The organism is Candidatus Trichorickettsia mobilis (genome assembly GCF_963422225.1).
Taxonomy (GTDB): domain Bacteria; phylum Pseudomonadota; class Alphaproteobacteria; order Rickettsiales; family Rickettsiaceae; genus Trichorickettsia; species Trichorickettsia mobilis_B.
Genome location: NZ_OY728607.1, coordinates 295,971 through 315,449, shown reverse-complemented (window position 1 = coordinate 315,449; position 19,479 = coordinate 295,971). Strand labels below are relative to the sequence as shown.

Here is a 19,479-nt window from a genome sequence, read left to right as displayed (position 1 = left end):
TAAATATACATCATTTTTTTAGAATGTACATATTATCTACCTTAATGCCAGTTGCCAATTAAAATATTTTATTAAACACCGCAGAGGTAGTTGCAATCGTCTGAGCTGAGGGAGCTTCGCTCTCGTAGCAATCCAGAAAAGCCCACATAGCAAGACTAGATTGCTTCGGGCTTAGCCCTCGCAATGACGACTTGACACAGTTTATTGAACACTCTCAATAATAAGTAAATTGGATTGCCACGAGAGCGAAGCTCCCTCAGCTCAGACTTAAGAACGGAAGTTTTTGGCGGTTTTAATTGCTCTTTAATATTTAATTAAAATTAAAGTATCAACATATTGACATGAATTACATTAATAGATATGATAATATACATTACATATATTATATTATAGATACAAGGGGCTATCATGAAAACTATTGATTTTGAAACTACATCGCAGGTACGTATTAACAGTCTAGAAGATATGGAGAGGTTATACAGTGAACTTCGAAATAGTACTACTAATAAACTATTATTAGATTTATCTAGTAATTATGATCATGAACAAGCAACAATGAGTATGCTAGCTGAAGTGTTGCCAACTACGCATATTACTTCGCTTACTTTGGTTACAAATTCAACGCGAGAAATATTGATTAACGTTTTACCAGCAACATTTATTGATGAATTTAAATTAATCGGTAAGTTGTCGTCAAATGAAGCTCAAACATTAGCTCGAATTCTGTCGGAAACCAAAATTACTACATTGCATGTAGGTAATATACGCGCTGGTACTATTAATCTTCCTGATCAAATGAATCTATTTAGAGCTGTATCAAACAGCAAAGTTGAGAATTTTTTCGTGCAAGTTGATGATCTTGATTATGCACGATTATTAGTGCCGTATTGTACCAATGACCATATAACAACTAATTTCAATCTATATAATCAATCTGAAGACCCTGCCTTAATTAAGATAGCTACTTTTAATAAAATGCTAAAGGCAGGCATAACAGACAAAAATTTGTTGAATGGAATTTGTTATGATCTAATTACGCAAGGCTATTTTGAATCGTTAGCTACTTTTCTTAAAAGTCATAATATACCTAATGTTAATGATATTATTAGCATTAATACTCGGTCATCGATAGATCTATTTGCAAACTTGCAAAAAACACGTACAGCCAGCGATGAGATATTGCCAACGATTAAGAAAATTTGTTATCAACTAATTAAAGAAGGTGTTTACAGTGGATTATTTGATTTTATTACCAATCATCATATAACTAATAAAATCTGGATGAGTTTTGGTATGAATGAGGAAGTTATAAGCAAAATAGCAGCTTATGAAAGACTAAGCTCGATCGAGCAATCGCAAGCTATGTCTGATGAAATTTGTACTGCGCTGATTAAGGGTGGTCATTACAATAGGTTATTGACTTTTTTGATATTTAATAATGTCACTCATTTGTCAGTTTTGCCAGATTAAATACCGTTGACTATAGAGCAAACTCTGAAGTTATTTGATAATATTAAAGAAACCGGTGTTATCAAAGTTAGTTTAGGAGATCAAGAGGTTAATAATCACGAAGATAAGCGATTATTAACAGAGCGCATAATTAAAAATAACCTTCAGTTCCAGCTTGATTTTAATGGTAATGAAGAGAATCTTTTGTCAAAAATAACTAAATTTAATAGAGAATACCAACAGAGATTTAATGATTATGATTTGCTTAAAGATATTTGTGATGAACTAATTAATAGTAGTTATTACTCAGAATTAAGAAATTTTCTAGCAGCCTACGCTATAACTTATGAAAATTTACAAAGTACAAATCTAGAAGGTATCTCATTAAGTATAATTGAGTTTATCTATGGTTCTAACATGGATCTCAGCGCTCTATCAAGAGAAGAAATGGAGGAATATAAAGAACTACAAAATCTTCGATGCTTTAATATTTCCAAACATTTCATTAATTCTGGTTCAGTGGAGCAGTTAAAGCTTTTTCTTCTTAATAATGATATTAAAGTGCTCAAGTTTAATTTAGATGAATTAAATTTAGCTGAAACTTTGGAGCTGTTTAAGATAATAACAGAAACAAAAATTATCAATCAAGTTTATTTAATGACAGATAAGCCTTTACCGGAAGAGCTACTAATGATTGTTTACAGTAACAAGAGTGAATCTCTCAAAGATTTTTACTTAAATGATGGGGATGGGAGAGATAATATTTTACATAGATTAGGTAGACATATAGATGATTCGGTGAGCCCAATTTCTAGTTCCAGGCTTTTTAAGTCAATGTATGGTTATGCTACTACTAGATTGATGGAAGATATGGCGAATATGGAAAATATAGCGGACGAGAACTATACTTGTATCTCTAAGATTTGCTATATGATGCTTAAAGCTGGTTATTATGATACGCTAAAGAATTTTTTGATCAATAATAATATAATCGAACTCGGTCTATCTTCTTTTGAACCATTAACCTATGGAGAAACAACTAAGTTGTTTGAGATAATCTCACAAGTTCCAAAAATGAATCTTCAGATAATACATTAGACCTCTTTCGAAACTGGACTAAATATGCTATAAAGTCGAATTTACTTAATTTAGAACTATATGAGATATAAAAATTTAAGCATTTTATCGGAAGAGCATTTTAGAAGATTAACTGGGGTAAGAAATAGTACATTCGAAAAGATGGTAGGGATTTTAAAGACAGAGAAACAAATAAATAGGAGGTACCAAGGTGGCAGAAGAGCTAGTCTTAGTATGGAAGACAGCCTATTAATGACACTTGAATATTTAAGGGAATACCGTACCTATTTTCATATAGCTAAGAATTATGGGGTTAGCGAAAGCAGTGCATTTAAAACAATTCGTTTTGTTGAAGACACTCTAATAAAACATCCGGATTTTGCTCTTCCAGGTAAGAAGGCTCTAGTTAAAAGCGGTATGGAGTATGAATTAGTTTTAATAGATGCTACAGAAAGCCCTATAGAGCGACCCCAAAAAAACAGAAATACTATTACTCAGGTAAAAAGAAAAGACATACGTTAAAGACTCAAATAGTAGTAGATAAGAAAAGCAAACGAGTCATATGCACTTCTTTTTCCAATGGTAAGCGTCATGATTTTAAATTATTTAAAGAATCAAGAACCCATATACTGCCTGAGGTTAAAGTGATTACTGATACTGGTTATCAAGGCTTACAGAAGATTCATACAAATTCTGAGCTACCAAAGAAAAAGAGTAAAAAGAATGCTTTAACCAAAGAAGATAAGAAAAATAATAGAAGTTTAGCAAGTGACAGAGTATTAAATGAAAATGTTATAGGTATGTTAAAGCGTTTTAAAATAATTGCTGATAAATATCGAAATAGACGCAAAAGATTTGGTCTTAGGTTCAATTTAATTGCTGGTTTATATAATTGGGATCTTGGTAAATGAGTTTCGAAAGAGGTCTATTTCAATTATGAGAAGGATAGTAATTATCAACAGACAATTGCTGAATTTATTGAGCTGAGCAAGTTCACCAGGTGCATTATAAATGGAGTTGATGTTAAATATGGTGATGTTAAGATGAGCACGATTCAGGTACCTCATGAAAAACCGCCACTTCCTTTGCCAAAACTTTTGGATGACAAGTTCTCTAATCCAAGCGATAAGTGTTATCAGTTAATTAAAGCTGGTAATTACGAGGAATTACCTAGCGTGCTTAGCAGAAATAGCATCACAGAGCTAAATTGGAGTGATATTGACTATTATCAAAAATTAACGTGGGATGAAGTATCAGAATTGCTTCAAGTGATACCAAGTACTCAGCTTACGAGCATTTGTTTCAAAGTAACACAACAGAACAATACAGTTAAAGCTAATGAATTTTTATCATCCCTTATCAAGAATGCTATTACTATTAAAGTTATAGTAAGTAATATAAGTACTGGTAATTATTTAAACAATCTTACAAAAGAGCTGTGTGAATATATAGCACAGTTTAATTCAGCGTCATCTGATAATCCTGATTTACTTAATAAGATTTATCATCATTTAGTCGCTGGTAGTTATTATCAAGCATTAGAGACTTTTTTTTATACTTACGATATTAAATTAACCGAAGCTCTACATAATACACTACTATCATATTCACCATACACCGGAATGGAAGAAACAACAAAAGCACTGATTGATATTAAGCATCATCAATCACCACACTTGGACTTAATAGGCCATCTTGAAGAAGATGCAGATCTAAATTAGTTATATAGTGCCGGTCAGTTAGGTGGTGACAGTCAAATTCTAAGATAAGGTTGCGCAAAACAAATTAATTACTGCATGCGCTTCCTTAGCTTAAGATTTGTGAGAGTTGTAAGTTTAAAATTTGATAGATATAATTATATTACTATCATATGTTATTTTGTAGCTTTACACAATGCTAATGTAGCACTTCCCCCATACGTCATAAAAGTTGGCGCTGGTTCCCATTGAACTGGATTACATGCACCTGGGGCAAAATAGTATGGTCTTGATGCAGCACTTGTGGTATCAAAATTACTCTTCATCTTTGAGCAGCTTAATGAATTTTCATCTATTGTTCCCGATACACCCAATGTCTTTGCAAAATATTTATAATAATTTGCTCGCACCTTCCAATAAGGAGTGCCACTATCATCAGTTTTAAGATCTTTATCTAATGGTATACATTCATAGCCACCATTAATAATATGTGTTGTTAACCCAAATCCTGGAACAAAATTACGAGACTGATCTACAGCATTTGGTTGATAATTGCCATCTATAACTTCAATCATGGCTGGCTTAGATGAGATAGGCGTAGAAGCAAAATAAACTGCTGAGCCTAAAGCTAACCATGTGGTTGAAACTAGATCAGGATACTTCAATAAAACATCAGGTTTACCAAATAGCAGAATAGATAAAGTTGCGTAATTTACTGGATGAGATAATTGTTTTGCTCCACGACCAAAATATGCATTTCCTTCTTGAAGATTTGCAGGATAGACTGCTGCACCAAGCAAGTAATCTGTTTTACAATAATTTGTCATCCCATTAATACAATCAGCTTCTCTGACAAAATATAAGCCTTGTTTCTCAATTTTTGTAGTCCAAGCAGCAGAGTTAGCACTAGTCTCTTTGTTAAAATGAGCAAAAGTTGTTGCCAGTAATTTTTTACATACTTGATCAGCATCAACACCTCGTAGCTTAGGATGATTTGCATAATTCCCACAAAAAGCTGGAAATGCTCCAACAGCTTTCAGAAAATTTTCATAAGTATAGATGCCTATGCCTTCTGGAGTACCTTCTTTTGTACTCTGATTAGTCAAAGGAAATAATGTATTCCAAGTATTTTCTGAAATAATTTTCTCAACACGCTTTACATTTTCAGGATTATCAGATTTTCCAACCTTAATCTTTGCTACTACATCCAATGGCAGAGTACGTACATAATACGCCACATCAAGAAGTCTATTATAATCCGCAGCAGGAATTTGATCCTTGATCTCTGTTAACCATTTTGCTATTCCCGTATCAGCAGTTTTTTGTTGAGACTCTGCATCTCTTACCAAAGCATCCATTATTATCTTCATTTCCTCTATCGAAGGTCCTTTAGGTACTACTACTTTTTCTTCTCCCCCTGCTTTTCCATCACATGAACCCATGTTTTTCCAGGCTGGATCTGTACCTGGAGCCACGTTTATCCACCACTGAGCTTTCCATAAAACACATTTATCTTCAACACCTACAGTACAAAGATCATTTGCAAGATATGCTTGACCTGTAACGCAAGCATCATAACCATAGGTAGTCTTGCATAAAACGATAGATAATGTTATAGCAACAACTAAAAATTTCCACAATCTTTTAGAATATTCTAAATTAACAAACGCGATCATATAATATACTCTTTAATTTTATATTCAAAAAGGACTCAACATAACTACGAGTACTTCTAATTTACTTTTTCTTTAACAGCTCTTGAATTATCATTATGCTCGGCTTCTTCTGGATGAGATGATTTTGAAGAAAAAGATTGCAAATTCTTTTTTAATTGCGTAGGTAGGTCACTAATTTCCTTTAATCCAGATTGAACGTTACTCATATTTTTAGGTATTACATTTGCTGAATCCTTAATTACTTTAAGCCTATTATACTCATTTTTCTTACCAGTAAATACAGAATATACCATCTTAGCAATAGTGGTACGTTGTTTAATCTGCTTACTTAGCTCTCTCTTTAAAACTTGTTGGGTTTTAGTCAAATTGCCGTATAATAATGGCCGATATAAGCAGTCTAACTGCGAAGCACTACATAATGATGTCACCAATTTTAATAAAACCTCAACATAATCATTAATAGTTTTAACACTAGAGATCACCATTTGTTTCTTGAAATTTAAACTAGTGATTTTATTTGTGCATTCCGGATTAAAAATTTCTACAAAATCAATTTCAGAACACTGTTTTACAATTTCACTGCGATCATTGGCAATCGACCTTAATGTAGCAATAGAATTAGATGCATTCGCTATATAATAATCCTGTGCAAATCTTTTAACTAATATTTGATTCAGGAATCCTTTGTCATCTTCACTGTCATCGTCGAGTAATCGTTTAATTTGCTCAAACAAGATAAGGTACTTACTTTTTAAGGCAAAGACAGTAAATTTATTTAACTCAGAATATCTATTGATAATTTGACTATCAAGCCCTAAAGCTAGCTTATCTTTAATTGCAGCAATCGTACTTTTGTGATTAGAATCATTAGGGTAATGATGCTCTAATTCAACTTCCAATTTATTTAGTACAGTATGCACTATAGGAGATTTTGCAGCTCCTATTGCTCTTATATTATCTACATGCTTTGCCAGAAGCATTAAAGTTTCCTGCATAAAATTATTGTTTCGCAATAAAAAAGCTTCGGTAATATGAAATTCTGCATTCTCGATTTGATGAAAGATAGCGTCATAACTTTGAAATCTTTTAAGTAATTCATATCCCGAATCACCAATTCTATTATAATTATAACGAAATGGAGCTTCTTGATGAATCTTTTGCAGTAAGCTAGCTAACACCTCATCTTGATGATCTAAATCTTTTAATCTATCGTATAGATTTATTAATTTTACATCACTAATATTCAATAGCGCTTGATGATCATGTGCAAAAAAATTAATAATATTGTGAAATGTATCGTCTACATTAGGAGTTGCTAAATTCCTCAAAAACTGGATTGGGTTAGAATAGAACATTAAGCTAAAACTATCTTCTTTTGTAGCAGCAAGGGGCTCCAGCTGCCATATTTCTTTGGTAAGCAATAATTTTACCAAGAGTTTTTTTTGTTGTTCAGGAGTAAGATTTGTGATCCCTAATGCTATCGCCATACCCTGCAATTGATCCATCATATCCATGATGTGAGATTGCTCGGCAAAAAATGTGCGGCAATTTTGGATCAATTTACTCACTATATCTTGTACTGCTTTTAGTTCTTGCTCAAGCAAATCACCAGTACGTTCGAGTTTATTACTGCTTAATTGTCCAATTAAAAAATTAACTTCTTCTTGAAAAATGGAATGCACTTCCGGAGTTGCTGAATCAGCTGCTTCTTGTTTTAATAACTTAATGTACTTATCGGCGTGAGTACGCAATGAATCTATCAAATCTTTTTTATATCGCTGATTCAAAAAATCAAAAATCTCGGCATATTGTAACAAGACTTTAACAACACCAAAAGCGAACCAAGCACTTCTAGTTTGATCTGATTTTTTATAAGACAAAATATATTCCACACTCAATGCTGCCATACAACTACTAATCTTTTGAGATGTATGTATATATTCACTTGTCACTTGACTATCAGATGATCTCATGTTTTACGTTCTCCACGAAATATTAGCTACTTTGCATGCTTTGCACACCATTCTTAAACTGTTATATACTACCCAAACTTCGCTATTTCATTATTAAGTCCAATTTTTGGAATACCATAAAATGATTATAACGCTTATCAAAATTAAAATCTATCATTTTTATTAAAAACAAAAGACATGGTTAATAAAATTGTTATACTGCAGCTTTGTTTTAATTATTGAATATCGTAACAAAATTGTACTAAAAATTAGTTAAGATAAGAAAAACAACATAAAATCGTTGTTTTTTATATTTCTGTAATTGTATATTAATACTAAATTATAATATCATAACAAGAATTTAAGTCGACATCCCTCCTTTATCTTTACATTTAGCTATCTCTTTATTTTCACTTAGTTGCTCCTGAAAATTTTTCTCTTTTACTTCCGAATCATGAGCCTTGTACTCAGCAAGACTTTCCTTTATGGTTTCCAATTTTTGATCATGTTTTTTTATTAAATCATGTTCTACAGTTTTAGATGGCTTAATTTCTACTTCTTGTTCTTTCTGGACAGTAATTCTTTGTTGATTATTTTGCAATAATTCTGCTTTTATTCTGCTTATTTCATTAAAACTAGATTTAGTATTGTTATCAAAATTTAGTATTGTTTGCCCTATATTTTCACCGAGTTTTGGTGCAAATTTCATTGATAACATAGTCGCTGCCATAACTATCATTGGCATGGCAGCTCCACCCGTTAAAGCGCTGACGGTCACTGCAGCAATAGTACAAACCGCTGTAGTAATCCTACTGGCTTTTTGTTTAAAAATATTTCTTCTTTTATTAAATTCGATAGTTTTATCTAAAATCCTATTAACCTGTGCTCTAATATATCTATTAATCTCTTCTTCGGTTTTATGCTGAGCAATAGAGCCATTTATGATTACTAAGAATAATTGTGGTTCAGCATTAATATAGTCCAATATTTTTTTCCCATGATCTCGTAATAAATTACGTAGAGCAGCTTTAACTTTTCCTATATCTTTAGAATTAAATTCAGTAAAATGCGAGTTGATTACTCCATCTACCACTGCATTCTGCGATTGATCTTGCTCTAATAAATTATTTTTATCCTGATAGTTTATTTGCTCTGGCGCTATTGCTACAGTAAATAATGTTAGCGCCATAGAAAAACTGTCATCAACCATTACTTTCTGTTCAAGAAAATTTTTTAATTTATTAATACATATATCAAGATGATCTTGTGCATTGATCGTACCTTCTAGCCTTGAAACATAATCCATGGCCAACATATTCGCAAGAGTAGCGCATGTCGGCTCAGTTAAATTACTAACTAACTGTTGAATAATAGATTTTTGAAAAATTTGTATTGTATTATTAATATTTAATGGAATATTAGTCATAAAATCATCGCTTCTTAACAGTCACTTCTCGAATACGAACATTAAACACTGTGTTAATCAGATCTGGATATCTTTCTGATGTTAACCTCGCTATCAACGAAGGAGTTAACACCTCCTGCTCTTGTGCTTCTAAAAATAAAGTCATACTATGCTCAGGTAATAAAGTATAAGCTTCACTTATTAAAGCTAAGACTACATTAAAATCCGGGGCTGCAAACTGAATTTGTAAATCATAATTCTTCACTTTAATTTTATCACCTATAGACTGATCAACATTTCTCTGAAATGATTGTGACATCTTAATGTTAACTGGATCCACTAAATGATATTTAGCTGCTAAATCTCGCAAATTTTTTACCAATTTTAGCCTTACATCACAACGTTGTTTATCTGACGTCGTTAATATATCTTCATATAAATGATAGGCCTTTAATATTTTATCGTCAGAATCCATAATAGATGCTAATTTAGCAGTAGCATTATATAGAGATTGATGTGCTTTATTTAGCCACTCTACAGATTGTATAAGGTCACCTTCAAAAATTTGTAACAACCATACTAATATACCTATCGATAAAAAATACATGATGAATTTAAAAAAAATAATATTTTTTAAATAAACCACGAACCTTTCCAAGGTTTTATCTTGATCCATCTGACCCTGAAATTATAATTGTTACAGGCATTACAATATTACCAAACAAATTGGTAATTTTATCGGTAGAGCGTGTATAGCTAATATCAAAACCACTAAACCTTTTTCGTAAATTAGACATATATTCGTTAAACGCAGATAATGATTCTATGATCGAAGAATCATTATTAATGAATTTCATTGATATCTCTACCCGCATAGATTGCTTAGGTGAAATTATGTTATCATAATCATTTAATTGCCAACTAATTTTATTTAAATGCACTTTTGAATCTGATAAATCATTTAACAATTGTTTTAATAAATCAAATGGAGTCAATACAGGTATCTTTAATAATTTATCAAAACTATACAAATCAGCTAGATTGGTAACATCTTTTATATCAGGATATTTTTGTTTAATTGTTCTATATTCCCATGCTATTTTGTGATATTTATCATTTAAAACTGTCATCTGCTTCTGATTTAACTGGGTTTCCATTTTTATACCCATTAACAACAATATTAATATTATTACCCCAGCAATAAAAGGCTTAAACAGCCATTTATTAACCAAATCAAGTTGGATTACTGCTCTGATTTTACTGTTCAACCCTAAAAAACTTTTTCGTTCGGCAAATAATTTTACAATAACTGAATCCAAAAGCAGTGTGTCGCCTACTGAATTTTTAAAAATGTCCTGCTCAGTCAAGCAAACTATTCGATAAGCATTAAAAACCGATTGTTGCAATAATAGTTGTAGCTCTTTATTCACTAAAAAAATAACACAAGCATTAAGCTCATTGCTATTGATATACTTCTTATATAAAATCAAACAATCACTAACTTCATGCTCGATAATCCCTTGAACATATTCCCACGACTTGTCAGCAGGATAATCTACACTCTTAACAGAGATTATATTGCCATGATGTTTAACTACACATTTAATACTACTGGCGTTCAGTATTGAAACAAAAATCTGTAAATTATTATTGCAATCAGTATTACTGGTAATTTGTAAAATTCTATCAATGATAGTTTTTAATTCCAGGTTCAGAAAATAAATACCACCAAATTTTAATGAATTCTCCAGGATATAGCTAAGTATTTTACTTAATGGCGGCTGGTAGGTTTGAGAAGCAAGAACTACCGCCCAATTTTCACTAGTTTTGGTAGTAATACTATAAATATTATAAGCGACAATATCTTCTTCGGAAAAATGTTCCTTGATAAATTCTTCGACTGGATTAGCTTTAACTATTGATTGAAAAACCGGAACCAATTCATGATGCAAAGCACATTCATTATTATCTAACAAGAAAAATATATAATATCCTTTAAATTTTTGTAAAAAATTTATATATTCCTCTGGTTCTTCCTGCATTCCAGTTAAAATAAACTTGTGATCAATTATTTTATTACTATTGATCGCCCCCAAAAATATTCCTTTGTTACCTACCAGAATAATCACTGTCTTTCGATAAAAAGTATTATGCAATAAATTGGCAAATACTCTGGTTTTTGGTTGTTTGAATTTAGTCATAGCTAATTTAAGTCGATTAATTATATCATCTTATCATTACTTGCTAATTTATGATTATTTATTTCTATGACACTGAAAACATTGTTATTATAATTAAACGATTTATAGGCATTTTTGCCCGCAAAACCGGAGTGTATTATTATACATGAGGATTTGAGGACAAAAATAACGCATAAATCGACCATTAGAGTGACACTGTTTCCAGTGCCATAGTTTATACGTATAGCTAGAGTCAGTAAGCTTGTTACTTTTAAATTTTAGTGTGAGCATGCTCAGCGTAGATTACTTTGTTTCGCACATGCGAATCACGCAAAATTTGAGAGTAACAAGCTTGACTTGCCGACGCTATAATAGAGCTCTCAGTGAGTTCATAATTGCACGCAATTCAAAATTACGCTATATAATATCATTTTCAACAAATAACTTTAACATAATGTTTAAGCCCACCACTGCTGAGATCAGAAAATTATTTCTTGATTATTTTATAAAAAATAATCACACCCATGTTGCAGCAAGTCCATTAATTCCTCATAACGACCCTAGCTTAATGTTTGTCAATTCAGGAATGGTTCAATTTAAAAATGTTTTTACTGGCCAAGAAAATAGAAGCTATACTCGCGCAACCAGCAGTCAGAAATCAGTTAGGGCGGGAGGAAAACATAATGACTTAAATAATGTCGGCTATACCGCCAGGCATCATACTTTCTTTGAAATGCTCGGCAATTTTTCTTTTGGCGACTATTTTAAAGAAGAAGCGATCTATTACGCTTGGCAATTACTTACTAAAGAGTTTGGCCTCAAAAAAGATAAATTATATGTTACTGTCTATCATACTGACGATGAAGCTGCACATTATTGGCAAAAAATATCTGGATTTAATGATGATCGTATTATCAGAATTAACACCACAGACAATTTCTGGTCGATGGGTGATACTGGTCCATGCGGTCCATGTTCAGAGATTTTTTATGATCATGGCGAACATATAAAAGGTGGATTACCGGGAACTGCTGAAGCGGATGGTGACCGCTATATTGAGATCTGGAATATGGTATTTATGCAATTTGAGCAAATTGATCAAGATACTCGCATTGAACTACCAAAAAAATCAATTGATACTGGGATGGGACTGGAACGAATTACTGCTGTCCTACAAAATGTACATGATAATTATGATATCGATTTATTTCAGGAAATTATAGAATCGATAGAGCAGCTAGTATCTGTTAGAGCTGATGGTGATGACCGATTCTCTTTCAGAGTTATAGCCGATCATCTACGTTCTTGTGCTTTTTTAATTGCAGATGGTGTAATGCCATCAAATGAAGGGCGAGGATATGTACTGAGGCGGATCATGCGCCGAAGTATGAGGCACGCTCATTTATTAGGAGCGATTGATCCATTAATCTATAAATTATTACCAAAATTAATAAATTTAATGGGCGATACTTATCCCGAACTTAAACGAGCTGAGAGTTTTATCAGCGATATTTTATATGAAGAAGAAATACGTTTTAAAACCACCCTGGAGCGTGGGTTAAAGCTGCTTGATGATGAAACCTTATCAATTGATACTGGCGGAATACTTCCCGGTGAGGTAGCATTCAAACTATATGATACTTACGGCTTTCCGTTAGATTTAACTGAAGATATCCTCAAGAAAAAAGCCATTGCTGTTGATTTTGCTGGCTTTGATAATAAAATGCAGGAACAAAAACAACGAGCAAGGGCAGCATGGTCAGGCAGTGGTGAAGATAAGATTGATAATATATGGTTTGATCTTAAGTCTGAATTTGGCAGCACTGAATTCTTAGGTTATACATTTGATAACGCTTCAGCAAAAATTATTGCGCTATTGCAGGATAATATCTTACTGGATTCAATTATTGGAACTAATCAAAAATTCATTCTATTAACCAATCAAACACCATTTTATGCTGAATCCGGAGGTCAACTTGGCGACATCGGACTTATAGAATCAGCTACAGCCAAGATAAAAGTCTTAAACACTGTAAAATATCTTGGCTGTATTCATGCTCATATTTGTGTGCTTGAAGAAGGTAAAATTAATATTGCTGATATAGTAAAACTTAGCATAGATAAAATTTATCGCAGGAATTTACGAGCTCATCATTCTGCTACTCATATACTGCATGCAGTGTTACATGAATTAATCGGCAAACATGTTACCCAGAAAGGGTCTCTGGTAGCTCATAATCGTTTAAGATTTGATATTAGTCATCAAAAAGCACTAACCCAAGAACAAATAGAACAAATAGAAGATCGGGTGAATGAAATAATCATCGAAAATTCAACAGTTAATACCGTATTAATGTCCACTGACCAGGCCATTAACGCTGGTGCCATGGCATTATTCGGAGAAAAATACGACGATGAAGTAAGAGTAGTGTCGATGGGTAGTAGTATTAATCAGGAAGGCAGAACATATTCTCTGGAGCTCTGTGGTGGTTTGCATGTAGCACGTACCGGTGATATTGGAGCATTTAAAATTATTGCCGAGAACGCTATTGCCGCCGGCGTCAGAAGAATTGAAGCAGTTTGCGGTAAATTTGCATTAGAGCTTGCTAGACAAAATGAACATACAATTAATCTAATTTCCTCTCAATTAAAAACACCAAAAACCGAATTAATCACTAAAATTAACGCACTAAATCTTGCGCATAAACAACTGGAACAAGAATTATTAGAATTCAGAGTTACCGCCCTTGATTTAACTCAAGAGGAAATGACTGCACAAACTACCTTAATAAGAGACATTAGGCTAATTTATAGATTAGTGCAAAATGTTGATGCCAAATTAATTAGGCTGGCTCTAGAGCGAATTATAGCTAAGGGAGAAAATTTAATTGTAGTATATATTAGTAATACAGATGATAAAATTGCTATTACAGTAGCAATTAGCAAAGAGCTTAGCATTAAGCTGCATGCCGGTAATATTGCAAAAGAAATTTCAATTTTTCTTGGTGGTAATGGCGGTGGCGGTCAAGCTGGCATGGCTCAGGCAGGAGGAATTGATACTAGTAAACTACCGGTGCTTAAGGAAAAAATAGTGGAAATTTTAAAATTATATGAGTTATAGTAAGGTAATTTATGTTTATATTATTACCAATAAACCAAGAGGTATTTTATATATTGGGGTAACTAACGATATTACAAGAAGAATTTTTGAACATAAATAAAAAATAATAAAAAGCTTTAGCCAAAAATATAATCTTGATCGATTAGTATATGTTGAAGAGTTTCAAATGCCACAAGAAGCAATTATTCGTGAAAAACAATTAAAAAATTGGCATCGTGACTGGAAAATAAATTTAATTGAGTCTATTAATCCAGATTGGCATAAGCTAGAAGTCATACACTAATAGTTTATCGTGACTGACAAGTCACCCCGGATCACCACACAGTCATCCTGAACTTGTTTCAGGATCTCGCGGAACTGCATAAGTTCCTGAAACAAGTTCAGGATGACTGTACGTTGTTATTACTATGACTTCTTTAGTCGTTCAGGATGACTTCGTGGTGGTTATAATAACTTTTTACTAGAGAGAGACTATTATTTTAGTTACACAAGATATTTCAAACGCTATAGATAATATTTATTTATCAATGTTTACTAGCTTTAGTTAATTTTATTGATTCGATAATGGTTTGTTTGATTAAATAAAAAATGCTAACTAATGTTAACCCACTGCTGATGATAATAGTAGCTTTAATCCAGTCAGCACAACTGGCTAATATAGTAATAAAATTATGTTCCATGACTTAAGACTCCTTTTTAAAATCAACAGATTTGATGCCGGGAGCTTATACCCATGACAACACTCATGCCCTGCTACCTTTATGCCAAAGACACTATTGTATAGTAGCAGGACTCCCGACTAAAGGAGTCCGCATAATGGCTCGGAACAGCCAGTGTTGTTATGGTGGATATAAAGCACCATGAAGCTATAGCATAGCAAAATAATAACAACAATCAAGAGTAAATTAAATGACCGTAATTACCAGATTTGCTCCATCGCCAACCGGATTTTTACACATTGGCAGTGCTAGAACTGCTTTATTTAATTATTTATTTGCCTGTCATCATCATGGTAAATTTTTACTCAGAATTGAAGATACTGATAAAGCAAGATCCACCACAGAAGCAACTACAGCTATTTTAACTAGCCTTAAATGGTTGGGTTTAGATTGGGATGGTGAAATAATATACCAAGCAAAACGCAATGAGCTTCATCATCAAGCTGCTATGCAATTATTAAATCAGGGAAAAGCTTATTATTGTTTTACGCCACAAGCAGATATTGAACAGTTACGTAATAATGCAGCTGCAAATAAACAACATTTTCTCTTTAATAGCCCCTGGCGTGAAGCTGATCCTAAAACCTACCCTAAAGATATCAAACCAGTAATCAGACTAAAAGCTAACAAAGAAGGTCAAACCATTATTCATGACCGACTCCAGGGAAATGTAGTCATTGAAAATACTCATATGGACGATATGGTGTTAGTTCGTGGTGATGGTACGGCTACCTATATGCTGGCAGTAGTAGTTGATGATCACGATATGGAAATTACTCATATCATCAGAGGCGATGATCATCTAACCAATGCAGCCAGACAAATACAACTTTATCAAGCTTTTGGCTGGAAAATTCCGGAAATGGTACATATACCATTAATCCATGGTCCTGATGGTGCTAAATTATCAAAGCGTCACGGTGCACTTGGAGTTGAAGCTTATAAAGAAATGGGATACTTGCCCGAAGCTTTGTGCAATTATTTACTTAGACTTGGCTGGAGTCATGGTGATGATGAAATTATTGCAAAAACCACGGCTATAAATTGGTTTAATCTTGAAGGTCTTGGTGCTTCACCTGCTAGACTTGATTTTGCTAAAATGCGCCATTTAAATGCTCATTATCTACGTAATAAAGATAATCAGGAATTAGCTGCTATAGTTGTTGCAGAATTGGCAAAACATTATAAAATTAGTGATGAAGAAAGAAAATATATCTTACAAGCTATGGATGCCATTAAAATTAGAGCAGAGCTAATTACAGATTTGGTGGAGCTTGCTAAAATTTTTCTGATCTCAAGTTCTATTGAATATAGTGATGAAGCAATATTGATATTGCAACAAAGTAATAAGAATTATGTAGAACAAGTGATTGCCATGCTAAAAACTATAAAGAATAATGATAAAGAAACAATTCAAAACTCGTTCAAACATTTAGCTACAGATAACCAGATCAAGCTTGGAGAGCTTATGAAACCAATCAGAGTTCTAATCACTGGATTAGCTAATTCTCCTAGCATCTTTGAAATTATTGAAATTATTGGGATTGAGCATAGTATTGAGCGTTTAAAAAAAATATACATTCAATGATAGAGCTTTTAAAAACCAGCTATAAATTAAATAAACTGCATAATAGCTGGTTAATTAGCACTAATGATCCTGACCAAACTCTAACTGAATTACAGGAATTTATTGACCAAACCTTATTTGATAATAAAATTTCACTACAAAATAACCCGGATTTCAAACTAATAGAAAAAAAACCTAATCCTCAAAATAAAGATATTTCAGTAGAACAGATTAGAGAATTGCAAGAATTTTTTAATCGTACCTCGATCATGTTTCCTCATAAAATAGCGATTATAGCCAGAGCTGAATTAATGAATCATCATGCAGCTAATTGTACGCTTAAAATACTAGAAGAAGCCCCAGGTAATAGCTATGTTTTTTTAATTACAACTATTGCTGCAAGTATATTACCAACTATCAGATCACGTTGTGCTAAAATTCATCATCTATCAACTGTACAAAATGAGACTGGTGAAGCTTATTATCAGCTCATCAATATATTAGCTGATAATAATTCAGTACAAAAACTGGAACTACTAAAAAAAGTTTCTGATAAGAACCGAGAGCGCTGGGTAGTAATTGCTGATTATATCTTACAATTTATGGTAAGAATTACTAAAAAATCAGCTGGAATCCAGCTGGAATTAAGCAATGCTGAAATTGAAGTTATGAATAGGCTACGCACGTCGACACCAACATACTTACTGCAGAAATTTGAAACCATTCATGAGCTTATTAATAATACCATAAACTATGATCTTGATTTACGTGCTAGTTGTGTGTTATTGCTTGAGCAATTTAATGAATAGACTACAAATATAGTTGATTCACGAGTTTTAGAAAAAGTCGTCATTGCGAGATTTTATTAAAAATCGAAGCAATCCAGTCTTTATAAGCTACGCCTCTCTCTTATTCGAGCCGATTTCTGAATTGTATGTGCTATACTAACGTTTAAACTTAAAAACTCGTGAACACTTACAGGTCATTCAAGGCTTGTACTATTGATTTCCTGGTTTCAACACTCGCCGCTACTAAAGGTAGTCTTAATTCTTCAGTACATAGACCTAAATGTGATGCTGCATATTTCACTGGTATTGGGTTTGTTTCAGCAAATAATGCTTGATAAAGAGGAAATAGTTGTTGATGAATAGTTAATGCTGTAGCGAAATCATTACGCTCACAGCAAATTTGCAAGTTTTTACACAATTTAGGCACTATATTACCAGCTACAGATACACACCCCACTCCACCATGTGCATTATAAGCTAAAGCTATAGGATCATCACCAGTCAATAAGTTAAAGTTCTGCTTAATTTGTTTAAGCAATGAGTTCAACCTTAGCGGTCGTTCGATATCTGTCCCAGTATCCTTTAAGGCCATCACTCTTGGTAAATCGGCAAGTCGCAAGATATTTTCATCAGAAATATTAACTCCAGTCCTGCTTTGAGTATTATAGATCATTATCGGTAAATTTGTAGCATCATGAATAGTTTTAATATGCTGGTAAATACCTTCTGCCGTAGGTTTTACATATGGTGGAATCGTACACATTAAGCCATCCACTTCTACATCCTGACAGATCAAAGCTATATCCAAAGCAACCATAGTATTACTGGAACAACAACCAGCAATTATTGGCATACGCTTTTGTACTATTGCTATTGCTGATTGTAATAATATTTTATACTCATCCTGACTTAGACTACTCCCTTCACCGGTAGTTCCAGCTATTACCACCCCATCGACATTATGCTCACTTTGATATTCCAGAATTTTACCTAGCGCTATCAAATCTAGCTGATTATTTTTAAATGGTGTAATAATGGCTGTGATTAGCCCTTTAAATATATTATTCATTATGTTACTCCGTTAAACAACTTCCGCCAATCTCCTGCAATAATTTCCTCATCTCGTCTCTATGATCAATTAATGGATCAAGAGGCTTAGCTGGAAGATAGTCAGTATCATTTATCAAGAATGGCATACCAGAAGATTCTCTACTATCTACAGTTTTATGATCTCCACCACGAATTGCTAAAGTTTTCCAGTTTTTTCCAAACAAACTATTTAAATAAGGAATAGGATTTGCCTGACCCCATATGAAAAAACTGCCAAAACGATATTTTTTCAGTGGTTTCCAATCTGTTACCTCAATAGTATGTGGCCATCCTGTTAGCACTAATTTTCCATCTATTTCCTGAGCTAAAAAAATATCACAAGCTGGATATTTTTCATCTGGAAGCAAGGTGATCAACCCTGCATGTGCTACCACTGTGATATATCCATTTTTTAGTATTATACTATAATTAAGCTTTTTTAAAGTAGGAACCACACAATTCATTAATTTATCCTGATCTTTTATAGAGATGCTTAAATCTCCATCATCATCCCAAGGAATAATGCCATCATGTCTGACTGCGCCAAGTAACGTGCCAAAATCCGCCCAATACTCAATACCGACAATATCAAATATATCATGAATATCTTTGATTATTTGATAAAGAGTCAAGATATATTCAGATCTAGTATTTTCTGGCCGAATTAATTGATCATACGGACTACTCATAAATTCAACAAGTTCTATGGATTTAGCATCATTATACAGAAAATCTGCTGCTTTATATATCCAACTCCTA

Annotated in this window: 15 protein-coding genes and 1 pseudogene; 8 read left to right on the top strand and 8 right to left on the bottom strand. The window is 32.9% G+C overall.

The window, feature by feature from the left end; genetic code table 11:
* Window positions 1-408: 408 nt before the first annotated feature.
* The 4 genes from R2I74_RS01335 to R2I74_RS01320 all read left to right on the top strand — a co-directional run bounded on the left by R2I74_RS01335 (window position 409) and on the right by R2I74_RS01320 (window position 4,247).
* Complete coding sequence (locus R2I74_RS01335; protein ID WP_316353307.1) at window positions 409-1,470, top strand: hypothetical protein; 1,062 nt, start codon at window positions 409-411, stop codon at window positions 1,468-1,470.
* Window positions 1,471-1,476: 6 nt separating this feature from the next.
* Window positions 1,477-2,547, top strand: a complete 1,071-nt coding sequence (locus R2I74_RS01330; protein WP_316353305.1) for a hypothetical protein — start codon at window positions 1,477-1,479, stop codon at window positions 2,545-2,547.
* Between the two features lie 60 nt (window positions 2,548-2,607).
* Window positions 2,608-3,437, top strand: a protein-coding gene (locus R2I74_RS01325; RefSeq protein ID WP_316353078.1) for an IS5 family transposase whose coding sequence is annotated in 2 segments (ribosomal slippage) — window positions 2,608-2,998 and window positions 2,998-3,437 — 831 coding nt in all. Because the reading frame shifts where the segments join, the coding sequence is not laid out codon by codon here.
* A gap of 132 nt (window positions 3,438-3,569) precedes the next feature.
* Window positions 3,570-4,247 (top strand): hypothetical protein, encoded by a 678-nt coding sequence (locus R2I74_RS01320; RefSeq protein WP_316353304.1) that lies wholly within the window; start codon window positions 3,570-3,572, stop codon window positions 4,245-4,247.
* Between the two features lie 152 nt (window positions 4,248-4,399).
* Here R2I74_RS01320 and R2I74_RS01315 read toward each other — a convergent pair whose 3' ends face one another.
* The 5 genes from R2I74_RS01315 to R2I74_RS01295 form a co-directional block, all read right to left on the bottom strand.
* Window positions 4,400-5,899 carry a glycoside hydrolase family 19 protein gene (locus R2I74_RS01315; RefSeq protein WP_316353303.1) on the bottom strand — a complete coding sequence of 500 codons (1,500 nt, stop codon included), beginning with the start codon at window positions 5,897-5,899 and terminating at the stop codon, window positions 4,400-4,402.
* A 56-nt stretch (window positions 5,900-5,955) separates the two neighbouring features.
* Complete coding sequence (locus R2I74_RS01310) at window positions 5,956-7,872, bottom strand: hypothetical protein (RefSeq protein ID WP_316353302.1); 1,917 nt, start codon at window positions 7,870-7,872, stop codon at window positions 5,956-5,958.
* 340 nt (window positions 7,873-8,212) lie between these two features.
* A complete protein-coding gene (locus R2I74_RS01305) occupies window positions 8,213-9,277 on the bottom strand; it encodes an RP853 family protein (protein WP_316353301.1) in 1,065 nt (354 codons plus the stop codon).
* Window positions 9,278-9,281: 4 nt separating this feature from the next.
* Window positions 9,282-9,932: a hypothetical protein gene (locus tag R2I74_RS01300; RefSeq protein ID WP_316353300.1), complete on the bottom strand. Its 651-nt coding sequence runs from the start codon at window positions 9,930-9,932 to the stop codon at window positions 9,282-9,284.
* Window positions 9,919-11,457, bottom strand: a complete 1,539-nt coding sequence (locus R2I74_RS01295; protein ID WP_316353299.1) for a hypothetical protein — start codon at window positions 11,455-11,457, stop codon at window positions 9,919-9,921. Before R2I74_RS01295 ends, R2I74_RS01300 begins: the two co-directional genes overlap by 14 nt.
* Before the next feature lie 433 nt (window positions 11,458-11,890).
* Here R2I74_RS01295 and alaS point away from each other — a divergent pair, with 433 nt between their 5' ends.
* Window positions 11,891-14,557: an alanine--tRNA ligase gene (alaS, locus tag R2I74_RS01290; protein ID WP_316353297.1), complete on the top strand. Its 2,667-nt coding sequence runs from the start codon at window positions 11,891-11,893 to the stop codon at window positions 14,555-14,557.
* Window positions 14,547-14,840, top strand: a pseudogene (locus tag R2I74_RS01285) (GIY-YIG nuclease family protein). The gene alaS and the pseudogene R2I74_RS01285 overlap by 11 nt, the downstream one beginning before the upstream one ends.
* A 241-nt stretch (window positions 14,841-15,081) precedes the next feature.
* On the opposite strand, the gene R2I74_RS01280 reads toward R2I74_RS01285, so the two are convergent.
* A complete protein-coding gene (locus R2I74_RS01280) occupies window positions 15,082-15,237 on the bottom strand; it encodes a hypothetical protein (protein WP_316353296.1) in 156 nt (51 codons plus the stop codon).
* Between the two features lie 229 nt (window positions 15,238-15,466).
* Between R2I74_RS01280 and gltX the strand changes: the two genes are divergently transcribed.
* Entirely contained in the window at window positions 15,467-16,864 is a 1,398-nt protein-coding gene (gene gltX, locus R2I74_RS01275; RefSeq protein WP_316353295.1) for a glutamate--tRNA ligase, read from the top strand.
* Window positions 16,861-17,652: a DNA polymerase III subunit delta' gene (locus R2I74_RS01270; RefSeq protein ID WP_316353294.1), complete on the top strand. Its 792-nt coding sequence runs from the start codon at window positions 16,861-16,863 to the stop codon at window positions 17,650-17,652. The genes gltX and R2I74_RS01270 overlap by 4 nt, the downstream gene beginning before the upstream one ends.
* 166 nt (window positions 17,653-17,818) lie before the next feature.
* Here the strand turns inward: R2I74_RS01270 and dapA are convergent, their stop codons facing one another.
* Both dapA and R2I74_RS01260 read right to left on the bottom strand, forming a co-directional pair.
* The gene (gene dapA, locus R2I74_RS01265) at window positions 17,819-18,700 is read right to left on the bottom strand and encodes a 4-hydroxy-tetrahydrodipicolinate synthase (RefSeq protein ID WP_316353293.1); all 882 of its coding nucleotides are present in this window, start codon (window positions 18,698-18,700) and stop codon (window positions 17,819-17,821) included.
* A 4-nt stretch (window positions 18,701-18,704) separates the two neighbouring features.
* Window positions 18,705-19,409, bottom strand: coding sequence for a LicD family protein (locus R2I74_RS01260; RefSeq protein ID WP_316353292.1), 705 nt, complete (start codon window positions 19,407-19,409; stop codon window positions 18,705-18,707).
* Between the last annotated feature and the right edge of the window lie 70 nt (window positions 19,410-19,479).